This is a genomic window from Saccharospirillum alexandrii (assembly GCF_004000275.1).
GTDB classification, from domain to species: Bacteria; Pseudomonadota; Gammaproteobacteria; order Pseudomonadales; family Natronospirillaceae; genus Saccharospirillum; species Saccharospirillum alexandrii.
In genome coordinates, this window is record NZ_RCIP01000002.1 from 1,274,887 (window position 1) to 1,294,736 (window position 19,850).

The following is a 19,850-nucleotide window of genomic DNA, read 5'->3' on the forward strand; positions in this document are numbered from 1 at the left end:
GGAGCATTACCAAAAAAAGTGCATGCGTTATTTTTCGAAACACCATGAGGTCTACTTCCTGTCATTCATCGGGTTAATATGAATGTACTTTCAACCCTTCTCACAACAAGCAGATACCACGGGCTACAACGAGCATACACATTCGTTGGGACCCAGCAATTCCCAAGCCAGCTGCTAGCGTTTCCAATAAAATCAATGCATTACCGGTATGGAAAATCCGGTTGAAAAAACAACCACTGGTAGGTGTAAGAAAGGCCGACATCCTTGCCGGCCTGTAAGGGTGAGATTCATTATTTACACTGACACAATCTCACCGTTTTTTCTCGTTCTTGGCCTTTTGCACGCTTCGAGCCATCTTCCCAAATGCCTTGTAGCGTTTGCGTCGTTCCCACACCGTTTGCTGGGCGTGTTGGCTTTCCCGTTTGAGTTTCAGGAACCGCTGCAGTCGATCCGGATCCAACGTTCCCTGCTCTAACGCCGCTGCCAATGCACACCCCTGATCACCCTGATGCTGGCAATCCGCAAACCGGCAGTGTCGGGTCAGTTCGACGATGTCATCAAAGACGCGATCAATGCCGTCGCTGGCATCACCCAGTCGCAGCTCTCGCATGCCGGGTGTGTCGACGATCCATCCGCCGTCGGGCAGGTGCACCATTTGGCGGGCGGTGGTGGTATGCCGCCCTTTGGCATCCTGTTCGCGAATACCGGCGGTGCTGAAGCGTCCTTCACCGAGCAGGGTGTTGGTCAGCGTGGTTTTCCCCACGCCAGAGGAGCCGAGTATGGCCACCGTCTGTCCGGGAGCCAACCAGGGTTTCAACTGATCAACCGCACTGCGATCGAGTGCGTTCAACACCACCACCGGCGTCGAGGCATGCAGCGTTTGCGCTGCCTCCCGGTAATGGTCGACCTCGCGGCTCAAGTCGGCTTTGGTCAGCACGAAGACGGGCATGGCACCCGCCTCCATCGCCAGTGCCAGATAGCGTTCAAGCCGCGCCGGGTTAAAGTCGGCGTTACAGGACGACACAATCAACAGCGTATCGATGTTGGCCGCTAACAGTTGCGGTTTAGGTTCCGTCCCTGAGGCAACCCGTTGCAACAGCGTCTGGCGCGGCAGCAACGTCAGGGTACCGGGTATGTCTGGCTGCAACCAGACCCAGTCGCCCACGGTGGGGCGCTCATCAATCGCCACATCGTGCCAGCGTTTTTCCAGCGGCTCGTGCCACTGGGACTGTTCACCGCGCAGCAGCAGGCGGTCCCGGTCGACACCCAGGACGCGCGCAATAACGCCACTGTCCAGTTGGTCCAGAGTAAGGGCTTGTTGAAATAAGGGACGCCAGCCCAGTTCGGCCAGCGAAATAGGAGTATTCATCGATTTCCATGCCTTCGTTCAGCCTGGCACGCGCCGGCGATCCGACACATCAGGCAATAACAATCCAATACGCAACCATCAGGCTGCGCTACCGGGGTAACGTTGGGCGAATCGGGAAATCGACACGTGCACGGGAAAGACCCCCAGCACGTATTAAGACACCATCAGGCGGTTATCAGTCGAATCAGGCCCGAATCGCCGGGCAGGCAATTGCCAGAGTATGAGACATGAAATCCTCCTGTTGATAATGAATCGTCGGGCGTTGGCCCGAGCCCTGAATATTGCCACAAAGCGCGCGGTGGCAAAAGACATTTTCCGGTTCCGCTGACACCCGGTGACTGGAGCCCGCTCTTTTCCGGCCCTTACCCAGCTTTGCCTTCCAGTCCGTTGCCTCCTCGTTTATTGTGGGCTCATTAAATGCCCGCAGTAACGGCAAACTTATGGACCCCTCATTAACGGAGACAACCATGTCTATTGAAGTCGGCGGCTTTTTTGGCCTGATTCTACTGATCTGTGTGATTTACGGCATTCTAAAGACGGCGCAAAGCAGCGCCGGAACGGGCAGCAAGGTGCTGTGGATACTCATTATGCTGCTGATTCCGTTTGTAGGCTTTATTTTGTGGTTTTTGCTCGGCCCCAAACGCTGACCACAGGTCAGGCTGCAAACCGACCCAACCCTAACCCTACTGCTGAGAGATCAGGCTGATGACCAGTTTCCTGTTGATGGCGTTCGTATTTCTGTGTGCAGGCGCCGTGGCAGTGCCGCTGGCCACTCGTTTGGGGCTGGGCTCGGTGTTGGGTTACCTGATTGCGGGTATCGTGATCAGCCCGCTGCTGACCCTGCTGCATGTTGATGTCATTTCGCTGCAACACTTTGCCGAATTTGGCGTGGTGATGATGCTGTTCCTGGTCGGTCTGGAACTGCAGCCTAAAAAGCTCTGGGCCATGCGTCACCGCCTGATCGGGCTGGGTGGGTTGCAGGTCACCCTCTCAACGCTGGCTGTCGCCGGTATTGCCTTGCTGCTCGGGCAACCCTGGACGGTGGCGCTGGCGATCGGCCTGGTGCTGTCGCTGTCGTCCACCGCCATCGTGTTGCAGACACTGAACGAAAAGGGCCTGTTTAAAAGCGACGGCGGTCAGTCGAGCTTCTCGGTGTTGCTGTTTCAGGATATTGCCGTCATCCCCATGCTGGCCTTGCTGCCCCTGCTCGCCATTGCGGGTCTCGACGGGGGTGCCGCCCACGCAGCAGCCGACGACCACGGCGCAACGCTGAGCCTAGTGGCTGGCTTGAATGGCTGGCAAACCGCCCTGGTAACACTGACGGCAATCGCCCTGGTCGTGGTGGCCGGCAACTACCTGACCCGGCCGCTGTTTAATTTCATTGCCCTGGCACGGTTACGCGAACTGTTTACCGCAGCGGCACTGCTGATTGTGATTGGCATCGCGCTGCTGATGTCGCTGGTGGGGTTGTCGCCAGCGCTTGGCACGTTTCTGGCCGGCGTTGTATTGGCCAACAGCGAATATCGCCACGAGCTGGAATCGGACATTGCGCCCTTTAAAGGCTTGCTACTGGGTCTGTTCTTCATGACCGTTGGCGCAGGCATCAATTTCGATTTACTGGGCGAGCACTGGCTCGCGCTGCTGGGTTTAACGGCACTGCTGATTGCCGTGAAAGCCAGTGTGTTAGTCGTGCTTGGCCGGTTGTTCAACGTGAACGGCGCCGATCGCTGGTTGCTGGCACTGGGGTTGGCGCAGGCCGGTGAATTCGGGTTTGTCTTGTTGTCGTTTACCGTGGCCAATTCGGTCATACCGCAAGCCATCGCCGACCCGCTGTTGCTGGTGGTAGCGCTCTCGATGGTGATCACCCCAGCGCTGTTCATCGTCTACGACCGTTTCATCGTGCCGCGTTTTGAACACGGCCAGGAAGAGAAGATGGATGACATTACCGACCATGGCGAGGTGTTAATCATCGGCCACGGGCGGGTGGGTGGCATGGTTAACCGGATGCTGCGCGCCGGTGGCGTCACAACCACCGTCGTCGATTACAGTTCATCCCAGTTGGAGATGCTGCGCGCTTTCGGCCTGCGGGTATTCTTTGGTGACGGTACCCGGCCAGATTTGCTCGAAGCCGCTCACATAGACGATGTGAAACTGGTGGTGATCACCATTGACGACAAAGAAAAAATCACCGAACTGGCGCGCTACATCATTACCACTTACCCGAACGTTCATGTGCTGGCCCGTGCGCGCGACCGCATGCATGTGTATGACCTCTGGTCGATTGGCTGCCGCGACATCATTCGGGAAACCTACGACAGCTCCATTCGCATGGGCCGATCTGCTTTCGAGGCGCTGGGGTACGATGCAGCCAGAGCTCAGACAATGGCCGCTGATTTCGAAGCGATTGATCGTGCTTCGATGGTTGAGTTGGCCAGCCTGTACGACATCAACACGCCGATTGCACAGAACAAGGCTTATGTAGAACGCGTGAAATCATTGATGGAAGAATGGGAACACCAGTTGCGCAAACCGGACCCGGACGCCACGGAAGACGACCTTGAGGATGAACCCCCTGATTTATCCCGGTCCAACTGAGCGCACTAGCCTTTGTTTTTCAACGCCTGCTGGGTTAACTCGTACCCCAGATCGATCATCTCTTTACCGCGGTGAAAATCCAGAATGCCGCAGGCATCGACCGGCACTTCAATCAGCAGATCCGGCTCGAACGCCGCCAGCTGGTAGCGGGCAATCCGGTCCTGCATGGCTTCTACCGACTGGGCAAAAATATCGACAACCGAGTTCGAGTTGCTTTGGTTTTCGTTTTCAAACCCCAGCGATTGACGGGTTTGCTGAAACCATTGCAGCAGTTTGTTGGACGGCTCATCCTGCGGGTCCGCCGCTTCGTCCGGCACGGGCTTTTTCGGCTCAGGCTGGTGCGCGTTACCGTTCAGGGAGACGACGACGTTGAATTCGGCATCGTGATACAACAGCGGTGTCATCGGCAGCGGGCTCAGCAAGCCACCATCGACCAGCAACCGGCCGTTCCGGCGTACCGGGGTAAAGAAACCGGGGATGGCGATGGAGGCACGAATGGCCTCGAACATGGACCCCTGAGTGATCCAGACTTCTTCCCGTTTCTGAATATCGGTCGCCACCGCACTGAACGGCATGTTGAGGTCATCGATCTGAGTGTCGCCCACCAGTTCGGCCAGGCGATCCATAATGCGGTCGCCCTTGAACAGGCCGACCCGGGAATAGGAAAAGTCGAGCAGCTTCCAGATTTCGCCCAGCGACAGCTCACTGACCCAGTCGGCGTAGTCGTCCATCTTGCCAGCCGCATACAGGCCGCCAACCAGCGCACCAATGGATGAACCGGCGATGGAACTGATCTGGTAGTCACCGCTGTCTTGCAGCGCCCGAAGGATACCGATGTGGGCCAGACCGCGGGCACCACCACTGCCAAGCGCCATGGACGTTTTCTTCACTCTGTGTTCCTCGGCATGAAATCACGGCCTGCATTAGCAGCCTTTGCAACGAGCCTAGCACAGAAGTATGACCACAGGCTCAACGCAGCCCGGTTAAAAGTACCAGTTGAAGTCCAGTGTGGCGCTGCTTTCCAGTGTCTGGCCCTGGGTTTTCGCCGCCAGCTGAAAGCGAACGGCGCGGTGGGTTGAGAGCACGCGGTTATAGGTTGCGGTCAGGGTGGCCGAGGGTTCTTCCGCCAACACATCATGGGCTATGCGCGCCTCGAGGCCGAAGCGATCGTGAGCGGCAACGTCGACCAGCCAGCCCGCGTGCAGCCCGGCCAATAGTTGCGGAGCGGTTGTGGCTTCGGCCGTCGCCAGCAGAAAGCCCAGGCTGTTGCTTCCCGTGCTTACCGCTCTTCCCAGGCCAATGTCGGCCCCGAACGGCAGGGCTTTTTCCTGCGGGCCCTGGCGCAACCAGCCCAAACGACCCGCCCAGGCCAGCGAGGGCGTCATGGCGTGATAGGGATTCAGCGAGCGAAAATCGACCAGGTCGAGCCGGTCGAGTGCCAGATCGGCCGCGTCGCCTTCGTCGACCGATAACCGCACTTCGGCTTGCAAGGCATTCACCTGAGCGTTCTCGAGAAAGCCTGCCTGCCGATCGTAGTTGTCGTGGTAGGCCGGGCGAAACCGGAACCGGGCATGCACGGTGTTATCGGCCCCGTACCCCAGGCCAACGCCAGCACGGCGAACACCATGCCCTTGCATGGGTTCCGATGGCCAGGCCTCCGGAGGCGGCGTTAACTGACCAGCAGGTTGTTGCGCGCGCAAGCGCAACAGGCCATAGGATACCTCTGCCATGCCCGAGCTTTCTTTTTTGGCTTTAAAGCGCGAATACTCGTACGCCAGATCGACCACCAACCGCTGCTGCTTTGCAGGCAATTGTGCCAGTGCTTCCGTATCGGCCGGGGCGACGGCGTCATCGACCAGGCGTTGCGCCAGTTCAACCTGTGCCTGTGCCAGTTCACCGGCCAGAAAATGAATGCGGCTAGCAATGGCAGGGCGGAACCGTGGCGCTTCGAGCAGGCCGGCACGCCCCAAAGTTCGCAGGGTATCGACGGGCACGGCATACACATCAAAGTCGTCGACCAGATCGTACTGGGGAAATGCCGCTTCCAATAAACTGAGCAACCGGTAGGAGCAGTTTTCCAGCAGGTAGGCGTAATTGATGTTGATGTCTTTTAAATCCCAGCCCGCCTTAATAAAGGTTTCGGCCTGGGCCGGCGAGACGTTCATCGGATACTCCCAGATATCCCGGGATTCCAGTTCGTTGTAATTCTGCACCTGTCGATAATAGGGGTGGGAACGCACCGACCCCGGGTACAACCCGGTAAGCCCTTTAAACGCATAAACAAAGCCGTTTTCATTCGGCTGCACATCGGCGCCGTAGCTGACGGTTAATGCCAGCAGAGCGTTGCGGGTTTCGCCCCCGCTGTGCCCGTCGATGCGCACAAAGGTGTGGCCAAACATGGACGCCGGGTTGTTCAGATAGGCGTTGGGGTAAACTAACGTCATGCCCGAGGGCGCCGACTGTTCAATAAACGCAGACAGAGCCGGGCACTCAACCTGCGGGAAAACAATGTCTTCGGGAAAATTTTCGAGCACCCATTCAAAGCGGCGCGGGTACCGGCACTGAGCAGCGTCATCGCCCAGTTCGGGCGTGTCGGTCATGAAGGCGCGCACGCTTGAAAACAGCTCCGCAACCGGGTCGAACCGGCCGGCCGGGGCAAAGAAAAAGTCGGCATCTTCCACATCGCTGCGCGCACCGCCCGATATGTGCCGGTAATGCATGACCTTGTACCAGCCATCGTCATGGTACAAGCGGTTCTGTTCAACCCAATGGATCCAGCTGGTGTTAAATGAGGTACTGGTAGCGGTTGCAGCTGAACCAAGTAGCAGCAACACCAGCGCACCACCGAGGGTGCGGGCAACTCCGGTTTTCACGGTAAGAAAGCCTTGAATAACAAATACAGGGAAGGGGAAACCGGGGAGCCGACGACTCCCCGTAACAACGCCGGGTTTAGGCGTTCAGTGCGTACACGGCCAGGTTCTGGTCTTCACGCAGCACCGCCATCAGTGAATCAACCGCGGTTTCGCGCGTTGTGTCTGCAGACGGGAAAATGCGAGTGAAGTTGGCTTGTGCGGCGGCAGAAAAGGCAGCGCGGTCGCTTGCCTGTACGTCGAGCAGGGTTGCCAGACCGTCCAGTGCTTCGCCTTCGCCACGCGCCATATCGACCGCTACCTGATCCAGGTTCGTGTCGAGATAGGCCGCAACCTGAGTGTATTCGATCGACTGGCTTGAATCGCAACCCAGGGTGCCGGTAGACATACCGAAGGCCTGGTTGGAATAAATGCCGTTGGTGATGCTGGCCAGAACATGGTTAAAGGTTCCGGTTTTTTCCGCAAAAATCATCGACCCCAAACCACAACCCGGGCCACTTCCGGCCATGGCGGTGCCCGACAATGCAACGGTCAAACCAGCGGTAAGCAACAACTTTTTCATGGTACTTCTCCTTAACGAAATATCCTTAATAAAAGAAACTAACACCTCATTCCGAGGCGCGCGGAGTGTAACCAAGGCCTACTTTCGGGTCGCTTGCCGCCGCTGGCATTTGTGATCGAAATCATAAAAAAGACCGGCTTGGTTGCCCGACTGATTACAGAATAACCAGCCCGACTGACTGGACATCCATACAGTTGCTGACCATACTTTCCGTTCTGTTGTAATCACCCGACGCCACACCATGCGAAAAATCCTCCACAGCGATGCCGATTGCTTCTACGCGGCCGTTGAAATGCGCGATAACCCGGCATTGCGCGGCATCCCCATCGCCGTCGGGGGTGCGGTGGACCGGCGCGGGGTTATTGCAACCTGCAACTACGAGGCGCGCGCTTTTGGCGTTCGCTCGGCCATGTCGACCGCCATGGCGCTGAAAAAGTGCCCGCACCTGACCCTGGTGCGCGGCCGCATGGAGGTATACAAGGAGGTTTCCACCCAGATCTTCGATATCTACCGGCGCTATACCGATCTGATCGAGCCGTTATCACTCGACGAAGCCTATATGGATGTCAGCAACAGCCCGGCTTGCCAGGGCAGCGCCACCCGCATGGCAGAGGCAATTCGGGAAGCGGTCCAAAAGGAGGTGGGGCTAACCGTATCGATCGGCGTGGCACCCAACAAATTTCTCGCCAAAATTGCCAGCGACTGGAACAAGCCGGACGGCCTGAAAGTCATTCTGCCCAATGAAATAGACGCCTTCGTGCTCGACTTGCCGGTCACCAAACTCCACGGTGTCGGGCAACGCACCGCCGAGCGGCTGCACGCCCAGGGGCTTTACACCTGCGGCGATGTACGCCAGCAATCGCTGCGCACCCTGCTGGAACGCAACGGCAGCTTCGGGCAACGGCTGTGGGACCTCGCCCATGGGCGCGACGAGCGCAGTGTTAAGGTGACGCGTCAGCGAAAGTCGGTCAGTACCGAAAACACCTTCGCTCAGGACTTGCCCGACCTGGAGCATTGCCGCAACGCCCTGCCCGATCTGATCGACGACCTGGAGCGGCGCTTTGCGCGGCTGACCGGCTATCGCATTGAAGGGGCCGTGGTAAAGGTCAAGTTCAATGATTTTCAGCAAACCACGGCAGAACACAGCCATACCGCCCCGGATGCGTCTGTTTTCAACGCCCTGCTGGACGAAGCCTGGCACCGGCGCAGCGCCCCGGTGCGCTTGCTGGGCGTAGGGTACCGGCTGAGCCAGGTGCCACACCAGGACGCTCCGGCACAATTGCCACTGTGGTAACTTTTCAGGTAAAGAAACCCCGATCAAAGAACCCTCCGTATAGCTTGTGCTACCTTTCATAGACGCAGTCAACGTAGTCAGCCTATGCCTATTGGGGTCTTACTGCACCGGACAACACTCGTTCGTAACGGCCTTTGGGCCTTGTTGCTGGTGTCGGGGTTACAATCAACGTGCCTTTCTGACACCAGGCCTCTCGTCGTATCCGCAATTCCCGGTAATGCTGTGAATCAGGTTGGTATGCCGTTGTTTACCGAGGTGTATGAACAACTGGGGCAGGCCGTCACTTTCGTCGGAATCCCGACGGCACGCGAAAGCCGCATGATCGCCGCCGGAGATATCGATGCCGTCATGGCTCAGATAGACGGCCACCAGCAACGAAACCCCGATCTCATTCAAGTGCCGGTGCCGCTGACCCAGATATACATCACCGCCTTCGTAAAAGGCGAGCCAACAACCCGGGAAGCGTTACTGAACCGGGAAACCGTGCGGCTGGGCCGACTGCGCAGCCTGACTTTTGGTTTGACCTGGCCTGAAAACGTGCAGTGGGTTGAGGTCAACCAGACCCGACAACTGATTCAATTGTTGAACCAGGGCCGAATCGACGCCGCCATTTCCCCGGAATTGTCGGCCCAGTATTTCGTCATCGACATGGGTCTATCGGATATTCACCGGCTCAAAACACCCCTGGCCAGCATCAACGTTTATCACTATATCCACCGCGACCACCAGCACTTACTCCCCGACCTCACCCGCATTCTACTGCAGATGGAGCAGGACGGTTCATTGCTCGCCCGCCACAATGCCTACCGGCAGCAACTGGGTCTGCCCGCCCGATAGCCAGCCTCCAGACATACCTGAAACTCTGCGTCCCACTTCCGCTTCTCTTCATAATCACATATGATAATTGTTATTATTTAGATTATTAAATGTAATCACACCTGCTCATCGCCTATCGCGTCTCTTGAACGCCAACCCTTTTTCCAAGGAATACACCAACATGCCACTACACCCGAATCCAACACGGGTACGTTCACTTAGCATCGCCCTGATCGCAGTGCTACCGGCTTTTACCCCGGCCTGGGCTGAAGACAGCGTCACGCTGGATACGCTGGAAATCACCGACTCGGTTCCGGTTGAAGGTGACTTGCAAGCATTGCCTTATGCCGGCGGCCAGGTCGCACCGGGCGGACGCATCGGCGTTCTTGGCCAGCAAAAAGCCGAAGATGTACCGTTTCAGATTATTGGATTCACCGAGCAACTGATCAAAGACCAGCAAGCCAACACGCTCGCCGATGTGCTCCGCAACGATGCCGCCGTGCAAACCGGTTTCGGTTATGGCAACTACGCCGAAACCTTCATGGTGCGGGGCTTTACGCTCTACGGCGACGACGTTGCCTATGGCGGCCTCTACGGCGTATTGCCACGGCAAATCATCGACACCAGCATGGCCAGCCGGGTTGAATTGTTCAAAGGGGCCAATGCCTTTACTCAGGGGGTTGCGCCGGGCGGCACCGGTGTTGGTGGTGCGGTTAACATTGAGCCCAAACAAGCGGACTACGAACCGACAACGGGCATAAGCCTGGGCTATCGATCCGCAAGCTATTTTGATGCCAGCGCCGATGTCGGTCGTCGCTTTGGCCGCCAACAACAATGGGGCAGCCGGCTGGTTTTAAACCACGGCCAGGGTGACACTGCCATCGACGCAGAACGCCGGGAGTCCACCGCCGCTACACTGGCGCTAGACTATGAAGGCAACCGGGCACGGGCTCTGGTCAACATCGGTTATCAGAACCAGGAGGTCGATGAGGGCCGGTCGGTGGTCTACATTGGCAGCGGCCTGACGGCCATTCCCGATGCGCCCGAAAATAGCGCTAACTACACCCCTTCCTGGGTGACGTCGACCATGGAATCGCTGTTTGCCATGACCCGTGGTGAATACGACATAGGTGACGACTGGACGGTCTTCGCTGCCCTGGGCGGCAACCGGACCGATGAGTTCGGTGAATACGCCTCACCGGAAGTCAGCAATACCGACGGTGACGCCACGGCTTCGCGGTTAACGGTCCCCTTCGAATCCAACACCTTGTCGGCTCTGGCTGGCATGCGCGGTCGTCTGATCACCGGTCCGGTCAGTCACCAGTTAAACCTCGCCGTTTCGGATCTATCGCGCAAGACCCGGTCGGCCTACACCATGTCTTCACCGGCTTTCGCGACCAACCTTTACGACCCGGCCGACCCGGCGTATCCGGCCACTGTTTTTGCCGGGGGCGACATGGACTCGCCCAAGGTAAACAGCCGAACGGAAAACGCCGGTGTTGCCGTTTCCGACACCCTTGGACTGATCAACGACCGTCTACTGGTGACGCTTGGCGCTCGCTACCAGAGCATTGATGTCACCAACTTCGATTACGATGGCAACGAAAGCAACCGGTTCACCGAAGAGCAGGTGTCGCCCGCTTTCGGCGTGGTGTTCAAGCCCCGGCCAGCGGTATCGATGTTTGCCAACCATATGGAAGCGCTGCAACCCGGTGCGGTTGCGCCTTTCAATGCCGGCAACGCAGGTGAAGTCACCGGAATCTTCACCAGCCGGCAAATAGAAGTGGGTACCAAAGTGGATTTGGGCACCCTTGGTGGCAGCGTCAGCCTCTACCAGATCGACAAGCCGACGGCTTACATCGACCCGGACACCACCCTCTACGGCAACTACGGCGAACAGCAGAACCGGGGCCTGGAGCTGAGCCTGTACGGTGAACCCACCCCTGCCGTGCGTCTGCTGGGCAGTGCCACCTGGGTCAGTGCCGAACTGCTGGACACCGCAGACCCGGCCGATAAAGGCAACCAGGCCGTCGGCGTACCTGCGTACCGCTATGTCGCCAGTGTCGAGTGGGATCTTCCGGTCGTAAATGGCCTGACTGCGCGGGCCAATGTGCAACACAACGGGCCGCAATACGCCGACATCGCCAACACCCTCGAAGTGGATGCCTGGACGCAACTGGACCTGGGCGCTCGCTACCGCATGACACTGACCAACGTCGGCATCACCTGGCGCGCCGACATCGAAAACCTGACCGCTGAGCAGTACTGGGCGTCAGCGGCAGGCGGGTATTTAACCCAGGGTCAGCCAAGAACAGCAGCCCTCTCAGTCGACCTGAGTTTCTAATGACTCCCTCCCTCCCGGCCAGCCGCCGGGAGGAGCTCGCATTCGCCAGGGCGCCACAGCACCTGAAGTTCTACTACCCTTACCCCTGCCATTGTTTAATCGCCGGGGTAAGCCGTGACCGACATAACACCGACTCTCACCCGCCGCCACCTGTTACAGCAAAGCCTGGCACTGGCCGGGGCATCGATGCTGCCGCTCGGTGGTTGGGCGGATGTTGCGCCCGCCGTGCGAAGCCGAGCCATTCCTTCCTCTGGCGAGGCCATGCCCATCGTTGGTCTGGGTACCTGGATCACCTTTAACGTCGGTAACGACACCACCTTGCTGAACGAGAGCGCCGCTGTAATGGCGGCATTCTTTGAAGCGGGCGGTCGCATGATCGATTCATCACCCATGTACGGCTCGTCTCAGAACACCCTGGGTTTCGGGCTCAACAAACTCGGCGAGTCGACGCCGGTTTTTTCGGCCGATAAAGTCTGGACATCCAACGCCAATAACGGCGCCAGCCAAATAGAAACCTCTGAACAACGCTGGGGCGTGCCGCGTTTCGATTTATTGCAAGTGCATAACCTGGTGAACTGGGAATCGCACCTGCGTTTGCTGCGACGGATGAAAGCCGCGGGCGAGGTCCGTTACATTGGCATTACCACCTCGGAAAGCCGCCGTCATGCCGAATTTGAAAACGTCATGCATGGACAGCCGCTCGATTTTATTCAGGTTTCCTACAACATACTCAACCGCGATAGCGAAAACCGCATTCTGCCACTGGCAATGGACAAGGGCATTGCGGTCATCGCCAACCGCCCGTTTCAGCAAAGGCGGTTAATCCACCACTTGGAAGGCAAACCCCTGCCACCCTGGGCCCAGGAATTCGACGCCACAAGCTGGTCCCAGTTCCTGTTGAAATACGTGATATCCCACCCGGCCATCACCTGCGCCATACCGGCAACCACCCGGGTCGATCACGTGCGGGAAAACATGGCCTGCGCCGCCGGGCCCCTGCCCGATGCCACACAGCGCGAGCGCATGGCCGCTTACGTGCGAGATCTGTAATGGACACTTGGCTCAGCTACCACCTGAGTGATTTTATGCTGTTCTCAGAACGGGTTTACTGGCGCCTGTTTGATCAGATTAATTCACTGGTCGGTGCGTTTCTGCCTGCGGTAATTGCACTGGGGTGTTTGCTGTTGGTGGGCGTCTGGTCGCGCCACCGGGCGGTTCAAATCGCGACGGCCCTGCTGCTCGCTGCGTTCTGGATCAGCAGTGCCTGTCTATTTCTGTGGCTTCATTACGCACCGGTGAACTGGGCAGCGCGGTACGCGGTACCGTTCTTTTTGCTGGAAGCGGGTTTGATCCTGCTGGTCGGTATTAACCCTCAATTGAATCGGCCTCTGACCCGGTGGGATGCAAGAGGGTCAGTGGGGTTTGTGATGTTGGTTTATGCCGTTATTGCTCACCCCTTTACCAGCCTGATGTTTGGCCGCCCGCTGGGCAGTGCAGAGTTTGTCGGCCTGGCACCCGATGCAACGGCACTGGCCACTCTGGGGTACGCGCTGATGGTTGCCAGCAACAAAGCCCTCTGGTTACTGCTGCCCATTTCTGTAATCGCTTTGGCCTTAAGCGGGTTAACACTGTATACCCTGGGCACACCGGAGGCCTGGGTTATTCCGATTGCACTTTTGGTTACCCTGGCAACGCTGTTTTCAACCAAACCCCTGGCCGACGCCACTAACACGGCACCACCCGCCCGCCCCTGAAACGCTTTTCCGTGACTGACGGCGGTAACCCGCCCGTGGTTTTTCTGGCAAACTGCATGGCAACTTCCCAATTTGGCCGACCGCCCGCCATGCAACCGACCAGCGCACAGAACCGGATCGACAGCCTCGACCTGATACGCGGTGTTGCCATTCTCGGCATCTACATCATGAACATCTACTCGATGACCGCGCCAGACATCGCCTACTCGGTGCCGCGCTGGCATGAGGCGAGTGGCCCGGTCGACGACTGGGTGTATCTGTTTCAGTCGCTGTTTGTTGAATCCCGGTTCATGAGCCTGTTCAGCCTATTGTTCGGCGTTGGCCTGGCGGTGCAATGGGACCGAATGGCGCAACGCGGAACCGCACCCAAACCTTGGGTCAAGCGTCGGCTTGGCTGGTTGCTGGTCATTGGCCTGCTGCACGGATTTTTCATCTGGTTTGGCGATGTGCTGGCGTTGTATGCACTCTGTGGGTTCTTCGTGATTCGCCACATCGGAGACTCCGTGCGCCGTCTGGTCAGCACCGGCATTGTGTTTCTGCTGATCGGCCAGTTGCTCCTCGGTTATACCCTCTTTGGCTCATTGATGACTGGCGAGAACCTGATGCAGGTACCCGACCTGCCCTTTAGCCAGGAAGCGCTCGCAGAACTGCGCGCGGCCAACAGTGATCTGGGCGAACGAACCTTAAACAACATCACGGAAAACGCCTTCATGTTGATGGTGATGCCGTTCATCACCTTCTGGTTCAGTACCGGGCTGATGATGATCGGTATCGCACTGTACCGTGTCGGCTTTTTTAACAACCCGAATGCCTGGCGCTGGGCGCTGCCGTTGTGGGCGCTCGGGTTCCTTTGGGGGGCCGGGGTTACGGGGTTGCGGTATTGGTGGGGGCCGGAATCCAGCGCGGCACAATCGACCATCAGCCTGATGATGATAGCGGGCCCGCCCATGGCGATCGGTTATGCGTCGCTGCTGGTGCCCCTGGCAAAATCAGGGCACTGGCTGATCACCGCGCTCAGAAACACCGGCAAGATGGCTTTTACGCTGTATCTCAGCCAGTCGACACTGACGGTGTTGTTCTTCTCACAAATTGCACCCGGCCTCTGGGGTACCCTGAACCGGCTCGAAACCCTACTGATCGTCGCTGTGATCACGGTATTACAGATAGGCATTGCCCACGTCTGGATTACCCGCATTGGCCAGGGGCCACTGGAACGCCTGTGGCGCTGGCTGGCCTTCCGGCGGATGAATAGCAACTGATATACCAAGACTATCAAACGTATAAAATCGATAGTCTTAATTATCAAATGAAAGTGTTTATCATTTGCGGTATTACCGAACATAACAGGCAATCGCTCTCATGTACCTAGCACTGCAAAAAACCAAAGCCCTGACCCGGAATCGCGATCTGGTCAAAACCGTTACCTTCGCCGTCATGCACTTCACCGTTGCCTTCCTGGTGACCTGGGCACTGACCGGCGACATACTGATCGGCAGCCTGGTGGCCATGGTGGAACCGGCCATCAACACCGTGGCGTTTTATTTTCATGAAAAAGTCTGGCGCCGAATTAAAAACCCTGAGGGCAGCAACGCAGACCTTGAGACACTTCGCGCCTGAGTGTCGGCAAGTTTTACAGAGTTCAACCGATCAGCCGGCTCAACCAGCACCAAACCCCTGAATAGCGGGCTTCCGCAGGGTTGGCCCGACCCTTGCTATAGTAACGACAGCCATGAAAATGGAAATGTTACATCTCACAAAGGAAGGGGTTCTTTCATGTTAAAAAAAATAGGTTTGACTCTGATCGGTCTGGTAGCGAGCGTCTCCATTGCTCACGCTGGCCTGATCGTTGACACCGTCGAACAGAACCAGTATCTGTCTACCTCGCAGACATTCTCCTACACACACGATCTGAACGACGATGCGTTCACTCTGGGCACAGCCGTAAGCGGTACCCTGAGCATCGATATCCGTGACGATAAAGACAAGTGGTGGAACAGCTTTGAGTGGACTCTGGTGACCGTTGAAGATTTCGACTTCGACACTGGCGGTGTTACTTTTCTCGCCAACGATTTCAACAGTGAACTGCAGCTCCAAGCCCTGGCCTCTCTGAACGCCGACGGCATGCTGGACGTAACTGTAAAGTCCTTGCTGGGCGATTTCTACGTTGGCAACTCAGTGCTGTCGGTCATCACCGAAGTGCCTGAGCCAGGTACCATTGCCCTTGTAGGTGCTGGCCTGTTCGGTCTGTTTGTTGCTCGTCGTCGTAAAGACGCCAACGCCTGATCCAACTGGCAGTCGTGAAGAAACCCACCTTTTGGTGGGTTTTTTTATGCCTGACATTCAGGCCCCACGCCGCGCCAAAGCATTGAGAGATCCGCTCTGCTGTGAGAAAGTGCGCTTTCCCAAATTCACGGATCTCAACCGCCATGAAAACCGTTTTCTCGCCCCTGCATCATCGCCGTACGGTCAAGTCTGAACTCGATGGCGGCATTCTGGTCGACCCCTACGAAAAACCCTCCCGGGCCGAGACCATACTGGCGCGAGTGATTCATCAGAAGCTGGGTGATGTCATCGAGCCCGAAGAATTCGGTCTCGACCCGATCCTGCGCATTCACGGCGCCGACTATGTCGACTTTCTCAAGCAATGCTGGGATGAATGGACCGCCGCTGGCAAGCCCGGCGAGGCCATACCTGCCATTTGGGCCGGGCGGGGTATGAGACACCGCGAACCCAAAGACATTGATGGCCGCCTTGGTTACTTCAGCTTCTCAGCCGAGTCGTCCATTACCGAAGGCACCTGGGATGCCGCCTATGCCTCCGCTCAGGTGGCGTTAACGGCGCAGAAGCGTGTCGCCAGCGGCGACCGGGCAGCATTCGCCCTGTGTCGCCCGCCCGGCCATCATGCCGCCTCTGATATGTACGGCGGCTACTGCTTTTTCAACAACGCCGCCATCTCTGCCCAGGCGTTTCTGGACCAGGGCGCACAGCGCGTGGCGATTCTCGATGTCGATTTCCACCACGGCAATGGCACTCAAAGCATCTTTTACGACCGCAACGATGTGCTCACCATCAGCCTGCACGGCGACCCGGACTTTGCCTTCCCGCATTTCCTCGGTTTTGAAGACGAAACCGGTGAGGGCGAAGGCGAGGGGTATAACCTGAACATTGCCTACCCACCCAACACCCCATTTAGCGTCTGGCAGGAAGGGCTGGAGAAGGCCTGTCGGGAAATTGAACGGTACGCGCCGGATGCCGTTATCGTGGCGCTGGGGGTCGATACCTTTGAAGGCGACCCGATCTCCTTCTTTAAACTGACCTCGGCCGACTACCTGACCATGGGGCAGCGCATCGCCAACCTGAACCTCCCGACACTGTTCACCATGGAGGGCGGTTACGATGTCGACGCCATCGGCATTAACGCCGTTAATGTGCTGGAAGGGTTTGAATCGAACCAATGAGCTATCAGTACAGACTCGACTTCAAAGTCCGTGATTATGAATGCGACCTGCAGGGCATCGTCAACAACGCGGTCTACCAGAACTACCTGGAGCATTGCCGGCACGAGTTCCTGCTGGCCCGGGGGGTCGACTTCGCCGCCCTGGCCCGCGAGGGCATCAACCTGGTGGTCGTGCGGGCCGAATTGGATTACAAACGCTCTCTCACCAGCCAGGATGAGTTCTACATTGGCCTGAATTTCAGCATGATGGACAGAATTCGGTTTGTCTTTGAACAAAGTGTGATCCGGCAGTCGGACAATGCCCTCTGCCTGGATGCAAAAATAATCGCAACGGCGCTCAATCAGCGCGGTCGGCCCTCGATACCCGGGGGCCTGATTGCGCAGTTGTCACACCGGCCAGAGCAATAGTCGTGTCGAATTACTTTACAGTCTGAACCTTCAGTTGTGACACAAGTCTCATCCTGTGTGGTTGGCTCAGACGACCTTGCTTTTTAATGCCGGTCCGGTGGGGTTAATACCGGTATGTGGCAGGTACAGAAACGTCAGCACTTTATTGAGTACTACCAGTCTGGCGATGTAGATTGGTACAACGATACTCACCACGAAAGACAGCAACGCATAATACAGCTCATATTGGTCACCCCAATAGCGCATCATGGCCTCGAACAGGCTTCGCCCAATGAACATATGAAAGATCAGAATAAACAGGCTCTTCTGGCCATACAGAATCAGCAACCGGCTGACTCTGTCGGTTTTTAATAACATCCAGGACACACACAAGACGATGTATATGCCACTGAATGCACCGAGCAAGGCGAATACCGGTTCATTCAGTATGCGCTTGAACAACACCAGTTCTGCCTGGGTAAAGTAGGCAACACCCACCAGTACAAGCGTTGCAAACACCAGCGCTGGCAGCACGGGCCTGAATTCAACGACCCTGTCTTTCAAAAAGAACCCCATCGAGAAAAAGGCGCTGCTGATCAGCACCAGATCCAGACTAAAAGGCAAGCCAGGAAATTCAACCGACTGACCCAGAATCGAGATCGTTTTGTTCCAGAACACATCGATCAGCAGGCTACCTGCCGCCAGCAAAGCGACCACGAACACGACTTTCAGGTAGGAGGGCCAGGCACTGATTCGCATGAGCCGGAAGCTCAGATACATCAAGACATGCAACGCAAACAGGTGTGTCAAAAACCATAAGGGTTCCCACTTGGTGATCTGGCCATTGCCATAAAGAACGACCTTTATTTTGTACAGCATGGCTCCGGAGTCCGCCATGAAGAGCACAAGCAACACCAGCAGCATGGTAATGGCGTAAGGTTTTAACAGGGCATCCGCTTTCTTCAGGAGAAACGGCCTGAAACTGACCGCCGTGGTGAAGAAAATGCCCGACAGGAAAAAAAACAACGGCATCCGGAACAAGGCCAGGGCAGATGAAAATTTGGGAGCAAAATAAATGAAGTTGCTGTGCGACAAGGCCACCAAAATGATGGAAATGCCTTTTGCAACATCGATATGCAAGCTACGGCCTAGATTGTTCATACACGTCCCTGGGTAACGGTTGTGGTTAATACCAGTTACCCGGTATTGTGTTCGTCCTTGCTAACAAGTTTTGTTAGCCAAATTTCAACGTTTAATCGGCGACCGATAACACCCGGTTGCATACGCCGGGTCCACCTTCGTCAGTAAACGCTTTGAAAATTGCGCCAACCGGGCCTCCGCCAGAAAGTTCGCTGTCAAAATAAAGAATGGAAAACTCATTTTCTGTACTGTTCAGCGATGCCTGGTATCGGCCACCGGTTGCCATACCATACGTATCGAAGTACACCGTAATGGCACCAAACGTGAATTCGGCTGGATTAGCCATCGTTGCTGTGAGCAGTCGGGAATTGGAGACCTGTCGATCACCATCCAGAACATTCAGCGTAGCGAATTTCAGGTAATCGCCAATGGCATCAATCGTATAAATCAATGGGATCGTAGCGTCATCAACCTCTGGGTGATCAATAGACACGCCACAGCTGGTACGAGAGGTAAAACCGAGCGCATCCGGGTTCAACACCACCCGGTCATCTTCACCATCACAACTGATGGTTGTTGTGCCATCGTCGTTGTCTGTCCACAGGCAGCTTTGTTGCTCGCATACATATTGGGTCAGGCTGCCAATTTCAGTTTCTGACAGGCTGCCGTTACCGTCAGCATCCAGGCCACTGTCAATACGGGTTCCGCCATAGGGACAATTCGGGCCAGGTAATTCAACATTCAGTTCGACCAGATTTACCAGCCCGGGTGTACCATCTACGCCATCAGTTCCATTTACGCCGTCGGTTCCATCTTCACCATCCGCACCGTCAGTGCCATTGGACCCATCGGTACCATTTGTGCCATGGCACACTTCCTGTGTGGTCTGCACTTCGTCCTCATCGAGGATGTCGTTTTTGTTGGTGTCGAAACCGAGCTCCAGCAACACACCACCGCTCGGACACAGTGTCGACGACTCAAACGAGGAGGTACGCAGGGCAGTGCCGGGCGATTGGGACTGGTTGTTGACGCTGCCGCCAGAATCGGAGCCGGAGCCTCCTGCACAGCCGGTGGCGAGCAGAACCAGGCCACAGATGGCGAATAAAACAGAGGGAGCTTTGGTGGTTACGCGCTGGGCAAGAAACACTAACCGTGAAAAAAATACAGCAGGAAGCATTATCAAATTCCTTTTTGATTCAAACAGTCTACCGGGGCGGTGGTAACGATGTTTCCTACCACTCAACCCAGATTCCCTTTCTGGC

18 protein-coding genes are annotated in these 19,850 nt (G+C 56.8%); 12 read left to right on the forward strand and 6 right to left on the reverse strand.

Annotated features, from left to right (window positions below):
- Positions 1-310: 310 nt before the first annotated feature.
- Positions 311-1,369, reverse strand: coding sequence for a ribosome small subunit-dependent GTPase A (gene rsgA, locus EP166_RS13440; RefSeq protein ID WP_127557780.1), 1,059 nt, complete (start codon positions 1,367-1,369; stop codon positions 311-313).
- Between the two features lie 467 nt (positions 1,370-1,836).
- Between rsgA and EP166_RS13445 the strand changes: the two genes are divergently transcribed.
- Positions 1,837-2,016 carry a PLDc N-terminal domain-containing protein gene (locus EP166_RS13445; protein ID WP_127557782.1) on the forward strand — a complete coding sequence of 60 codons (180 nt, stop codon included), beginning with the start codon at positions 1,837-1,839 and terminating at the stop codon, positions 2,014-2,016.
- A gap of 58 nt (positions 2,017-2,074) precedes the next feature.
- A complete protein-coding gene (locus EP166_RS13450; protein ID WP_127557784.1) occupies positions 2,075-3,964 on the forward strand; it encodes a monovalent cation:proton antiporter-2 (CPA2) family protein in 1,890 nt (629 codons plus the stop codon).
- A gap of 5 nt (positions 3,965-3,969) precedes the next feature.
- Here the strand turns inward: EP166_RS13450 and EP166_RS13455 are convergent, their stop codons facing one another.
- The 3 genes from EP166_RS13455 to EP166_RS13465 form a co-directional block, all read right to left on the reverse strand.
- Positions 3,970-4,854, reverse strand: a complete 885-nt coding sequence (locus EP166_RS13455) for a patatin-like phospholipase family protein (RefSeq protein ID WP_220432560.1) — start codon at positions 4,852-4,854, stop codon at positions 3,970-3,972.
- A gap of 93 nt (positions 4,855-4,947) precedes the next feature.
- The gene (locus tag EP166_RS13460; RefSeq protein ID WP_127557786.1) at positions 4,948-6,837 is read right to left on the reverse strand and encodes an Lnb N-terminal periplasmic domain-containing protein; all 1,890 of its coding nucleotides are present in this window, start codon (positions 6,835-6,837) and stop codon (positions 4,948-4,950) included.
- Positions 6,838-6,913: 76 nt separating this feature from the next.
- Positions 6,914-7,396 (reverse strand): DUF3015 family protein, encoded by a 483-nt coding sequence (locus EP166_RS13465; protein ID WP_127557788.1) that lies wholly within the window; start codon positions 7,394-7,396, stop codon positions 6,914-6,916.
- A 241-nt stretch (positions 7,397-7,637) separates the two neighbouring features.
- Here EP166_RS13465 and dinB point away from each other — a divergent pair, with 241 nt between their 5' ends.
- From dinB to EP166_RS13515, 10 genes are all read left to right on the forward strand, one after another.
- Positions 7,638-8,690 carry a DNA polymerase IV gene (dinB, locus tag EP166_RS13470; protein WP_127557790.1) on the forward strand — a complete coding sequence of 351 codons (1,053 nt, stop codon included), beginning with the start codon at positions 7,638-7,640 and terminating at the stop codon, positions 8,688-8,690.
- Positions 8,691-8,912: 222 nt separating this feature from the next.
- Positions 8,913-9,527: a substrate-binding periplasmic protein gene (locus EP166_RS13475; protein ID WP_164743934.1), complete on the forward strand. Its 615-nt coding sequence runs from the start codon at positions 8,913-8,915 to the stop codon at positions 9,525-9,527.
- Positions 9,528-9,687: 160 nt separating this feature from the next.
- On the forward strand, positions 9,688-11,850 hold the full coding sequence (locus EP166_RS13480; protein WP_127557794.1) for a TonB-dependent receptor: 2,163 nt from the start codon (positions 9,688-9,690) through the stop codon (positions 11,848-11,850).
- Positions 11,851-11,964: 114 nt separating this feature from the next.
- Complete coding sequence (locus EP166_RS13485; RefSeq protein WP_246026293.1) at positions 11,965-12,900, forward strand: aldo/keto reductase; 936 nt, start codon at positions 11,965-11,967, stop codon at positions 12,898-12,900.
- Positions 12,900-13,604: a DUF6064 family protein gene (locus tag EP166_RS13490; RefSeq protein WP_127557796.1), complete on the forward strand. Its 705-nt coding sequence runs from the start codon at positions 12,900-12,902 to the stop codon at positions 13,602-13,604. Before EP166_RS13485 ends, EP166_RS13490 begins: the two co-directional genes overlap by 1 nt.
- Positions 13,605-13,660: 56 nt before the next feature.
- Positions 13,661-14,863 (forward strand): DUF418 domain-containing protein, encoded by a 1,203-nt coding sequence (locus EP166_RS13495; RefSeq protein WP_127557798.1) that lies wholly within the window; start codon positions 13,661-13,663, stop codon positions 14,861-14,863.
- 100 nt (positions 14,864-14,963) lie between these two features.
- Positions 14,964-15,221, forward strand: a complete 258-nt coding sequence (locus EP166_RS13500; protein ID WP_342775634.1) for a DUF2061 domain-containing protein — start codon at positions 14,964-14,966, stop codon at positions 15,219-15,221.
- A gap of 156 nt (positions 15,222-15,377) precedes the next feature.
- Positions 15,378-15,887: a PEP-CTERM sorting domain-containing protein gene (locus EP166_RS13505; RefSeq protein ID WP_127557800.1), complete on the forward strand. Its 510-nt coding sequence runs from the start codon at positions 15,378-15,380 to the stop codon at positions 15,885-15,887.
- 143 nt (positions 15,888-16,030) lie between these two features.
- The gene (locus tag EP166_RS13510; protein ID WP_127557801.1) at positions 16,031-17,062 is read left to right on the forward strand and encodes a histone deacetylase family protein; all 1,032 of its coding nucleotides are present in this window, start codon (positions 16,031-16,033) and stop codon (positions 17,060-17,062) included.
- Entirely contained in the window at positions 17,059-17,469 is a 411-nt protein-coding gene (locus EP166_RS13515) for an acyl-CoA thioesterase (RefSeq protein ID WP_127557803.1), read from the forward strand. Before EP166_RS13510 ends, EP166_RS13515 begins: the two co-directional genes overlap by 4 nt.
- A 66-nt stretch (positions 17,470-17,535) precedes the next feature.
- Here EP166_RS13515 and EP166_RS13520 read toward each other — a convergent pair whose 3' ends face one another.
- Both EP166_RS13520 and EP166_RS13525 read right to left on the reverse strand, forming a co-directional pair.
- Positions 17,536-18,609, reverse strand: coding sequence for an acyltransferase family protein (locus EP166_RS13520; RefSeq protein ID WP_127557805.1), 1,074 nt, complete (start codon positions 18,607-18,609; stop codon positions 17,536-17,538).
- A gap of 91 nt (positions 18,610-18,700) precedes the next feature.
- Positions 18,701-19,765, reverse strand: coding sequence for a DUF7151 family protein (locus EP166_RS13525; protein ID WP_127557807.1), 1,065 nt, complete (start codon positions 19,763-19,765; stop codon positions 18,701-18,703).
- Between the last annotated feature and the right edge of the window lie 85 nt (positions 19,766-19,850).

Bases quoted from the DNA above. Each gene is read 5' to 3' on its own strand.
- rsgA (WP_127557780.1), bottom strand. From the start codon at position 1,369: ATGAATACTCCTATTTCGCTGGCCGAACTGGGCTGGCGTCCCTTATTT.
- EP166_RS13445 (WP_127557782.1), top strand. From the start codon at position 1,837: ATGTCTATTGAAGTCGGCGGCTTTTTTGGCCTGATTCTACTGATCTGT.
- EP166_RS13450 (WP_127557784.1), top strand. From the start codon at position 2,075: ATGACCAGTTTCCTGTTGATGGCGTTCGTATTTCTGTGTGCAGGCGCC.
- EP166_RS13465 (WP_127557788.1), bottom strand. From the start codon at position 7,396: ATGAAAAAGTTGTTGCTTACCGCTGGTTTGACCGTTGCATTGTCGGGC.
- dinB (WP_127557790.1), top strand. From the start codon at position 7,638: ATGCGAAAAATCCTCCACAGCGATGCCGATTGCTTCTACGCGGCCGTT.
- EP166_RS13480 (WP_127557794.1), top strand. From the start codon at position 9,688: ATGCCACTACACCCGAATCCAACACGGGTACGTTCACTTAGCATCGCC.
- EP166_RS13490 (WP_127557796.1), top strand. From the start codon at position 12,900: ATGGACACTTGGCTCAGCTACCACCTGAGTGATTTTATGCTGTTCTCA.
- EP166_RS13495 (WP_127557798.1), top strand. From the start codon at position 13,661: ATGGCAACTTCCCAATTTGGCCGACCGCCCGCCATGCAACCGACCAGC.
- EP166_RS13500 (WP_342775634.1), top strand. From the start codon at position 14,964: ATGTACCTAGCACTGCAAAAAACCAAAGCCCTGACCCGGAATCGCGAT.
- EP166_RS13505 (WP_127557800.1), top strand. From the start codon at position 15,378: ATGTTAAAAAAAATAGGTTTGACTCTGATCGGTCTGGTAGCGAGCGTC.
- EP166_RS13510 (WP_127557801.1), top strand. From the start codon at position 16,031: ATGAAAACCGTTTTCTCGCCCCTGCATCATCGCCGTACGGTCAAGTCT.
- EP166_RS13515 (WP_127557803.1), top strand. From the start codon at position 17,059: ATGAGCTATCAGTACAGACTCGACTTCAAAGTCCGTGATTATGAATGC.
- EP166_RS13520 (WP_127557805.1), bottom strand. From the start codon at position 18,609: ATGAACAATCTAGGCCGTAGCTTGCATATCGATGTTGCAAAAGGCATT.
- EP166_RS13525 (WP_127557807.1), bottom strand. From the start codon at position 19,765: ATGCTTCCTGCTGTATTTTTTTCACGGTTAGTGTTTCTTGCCCAGCGC.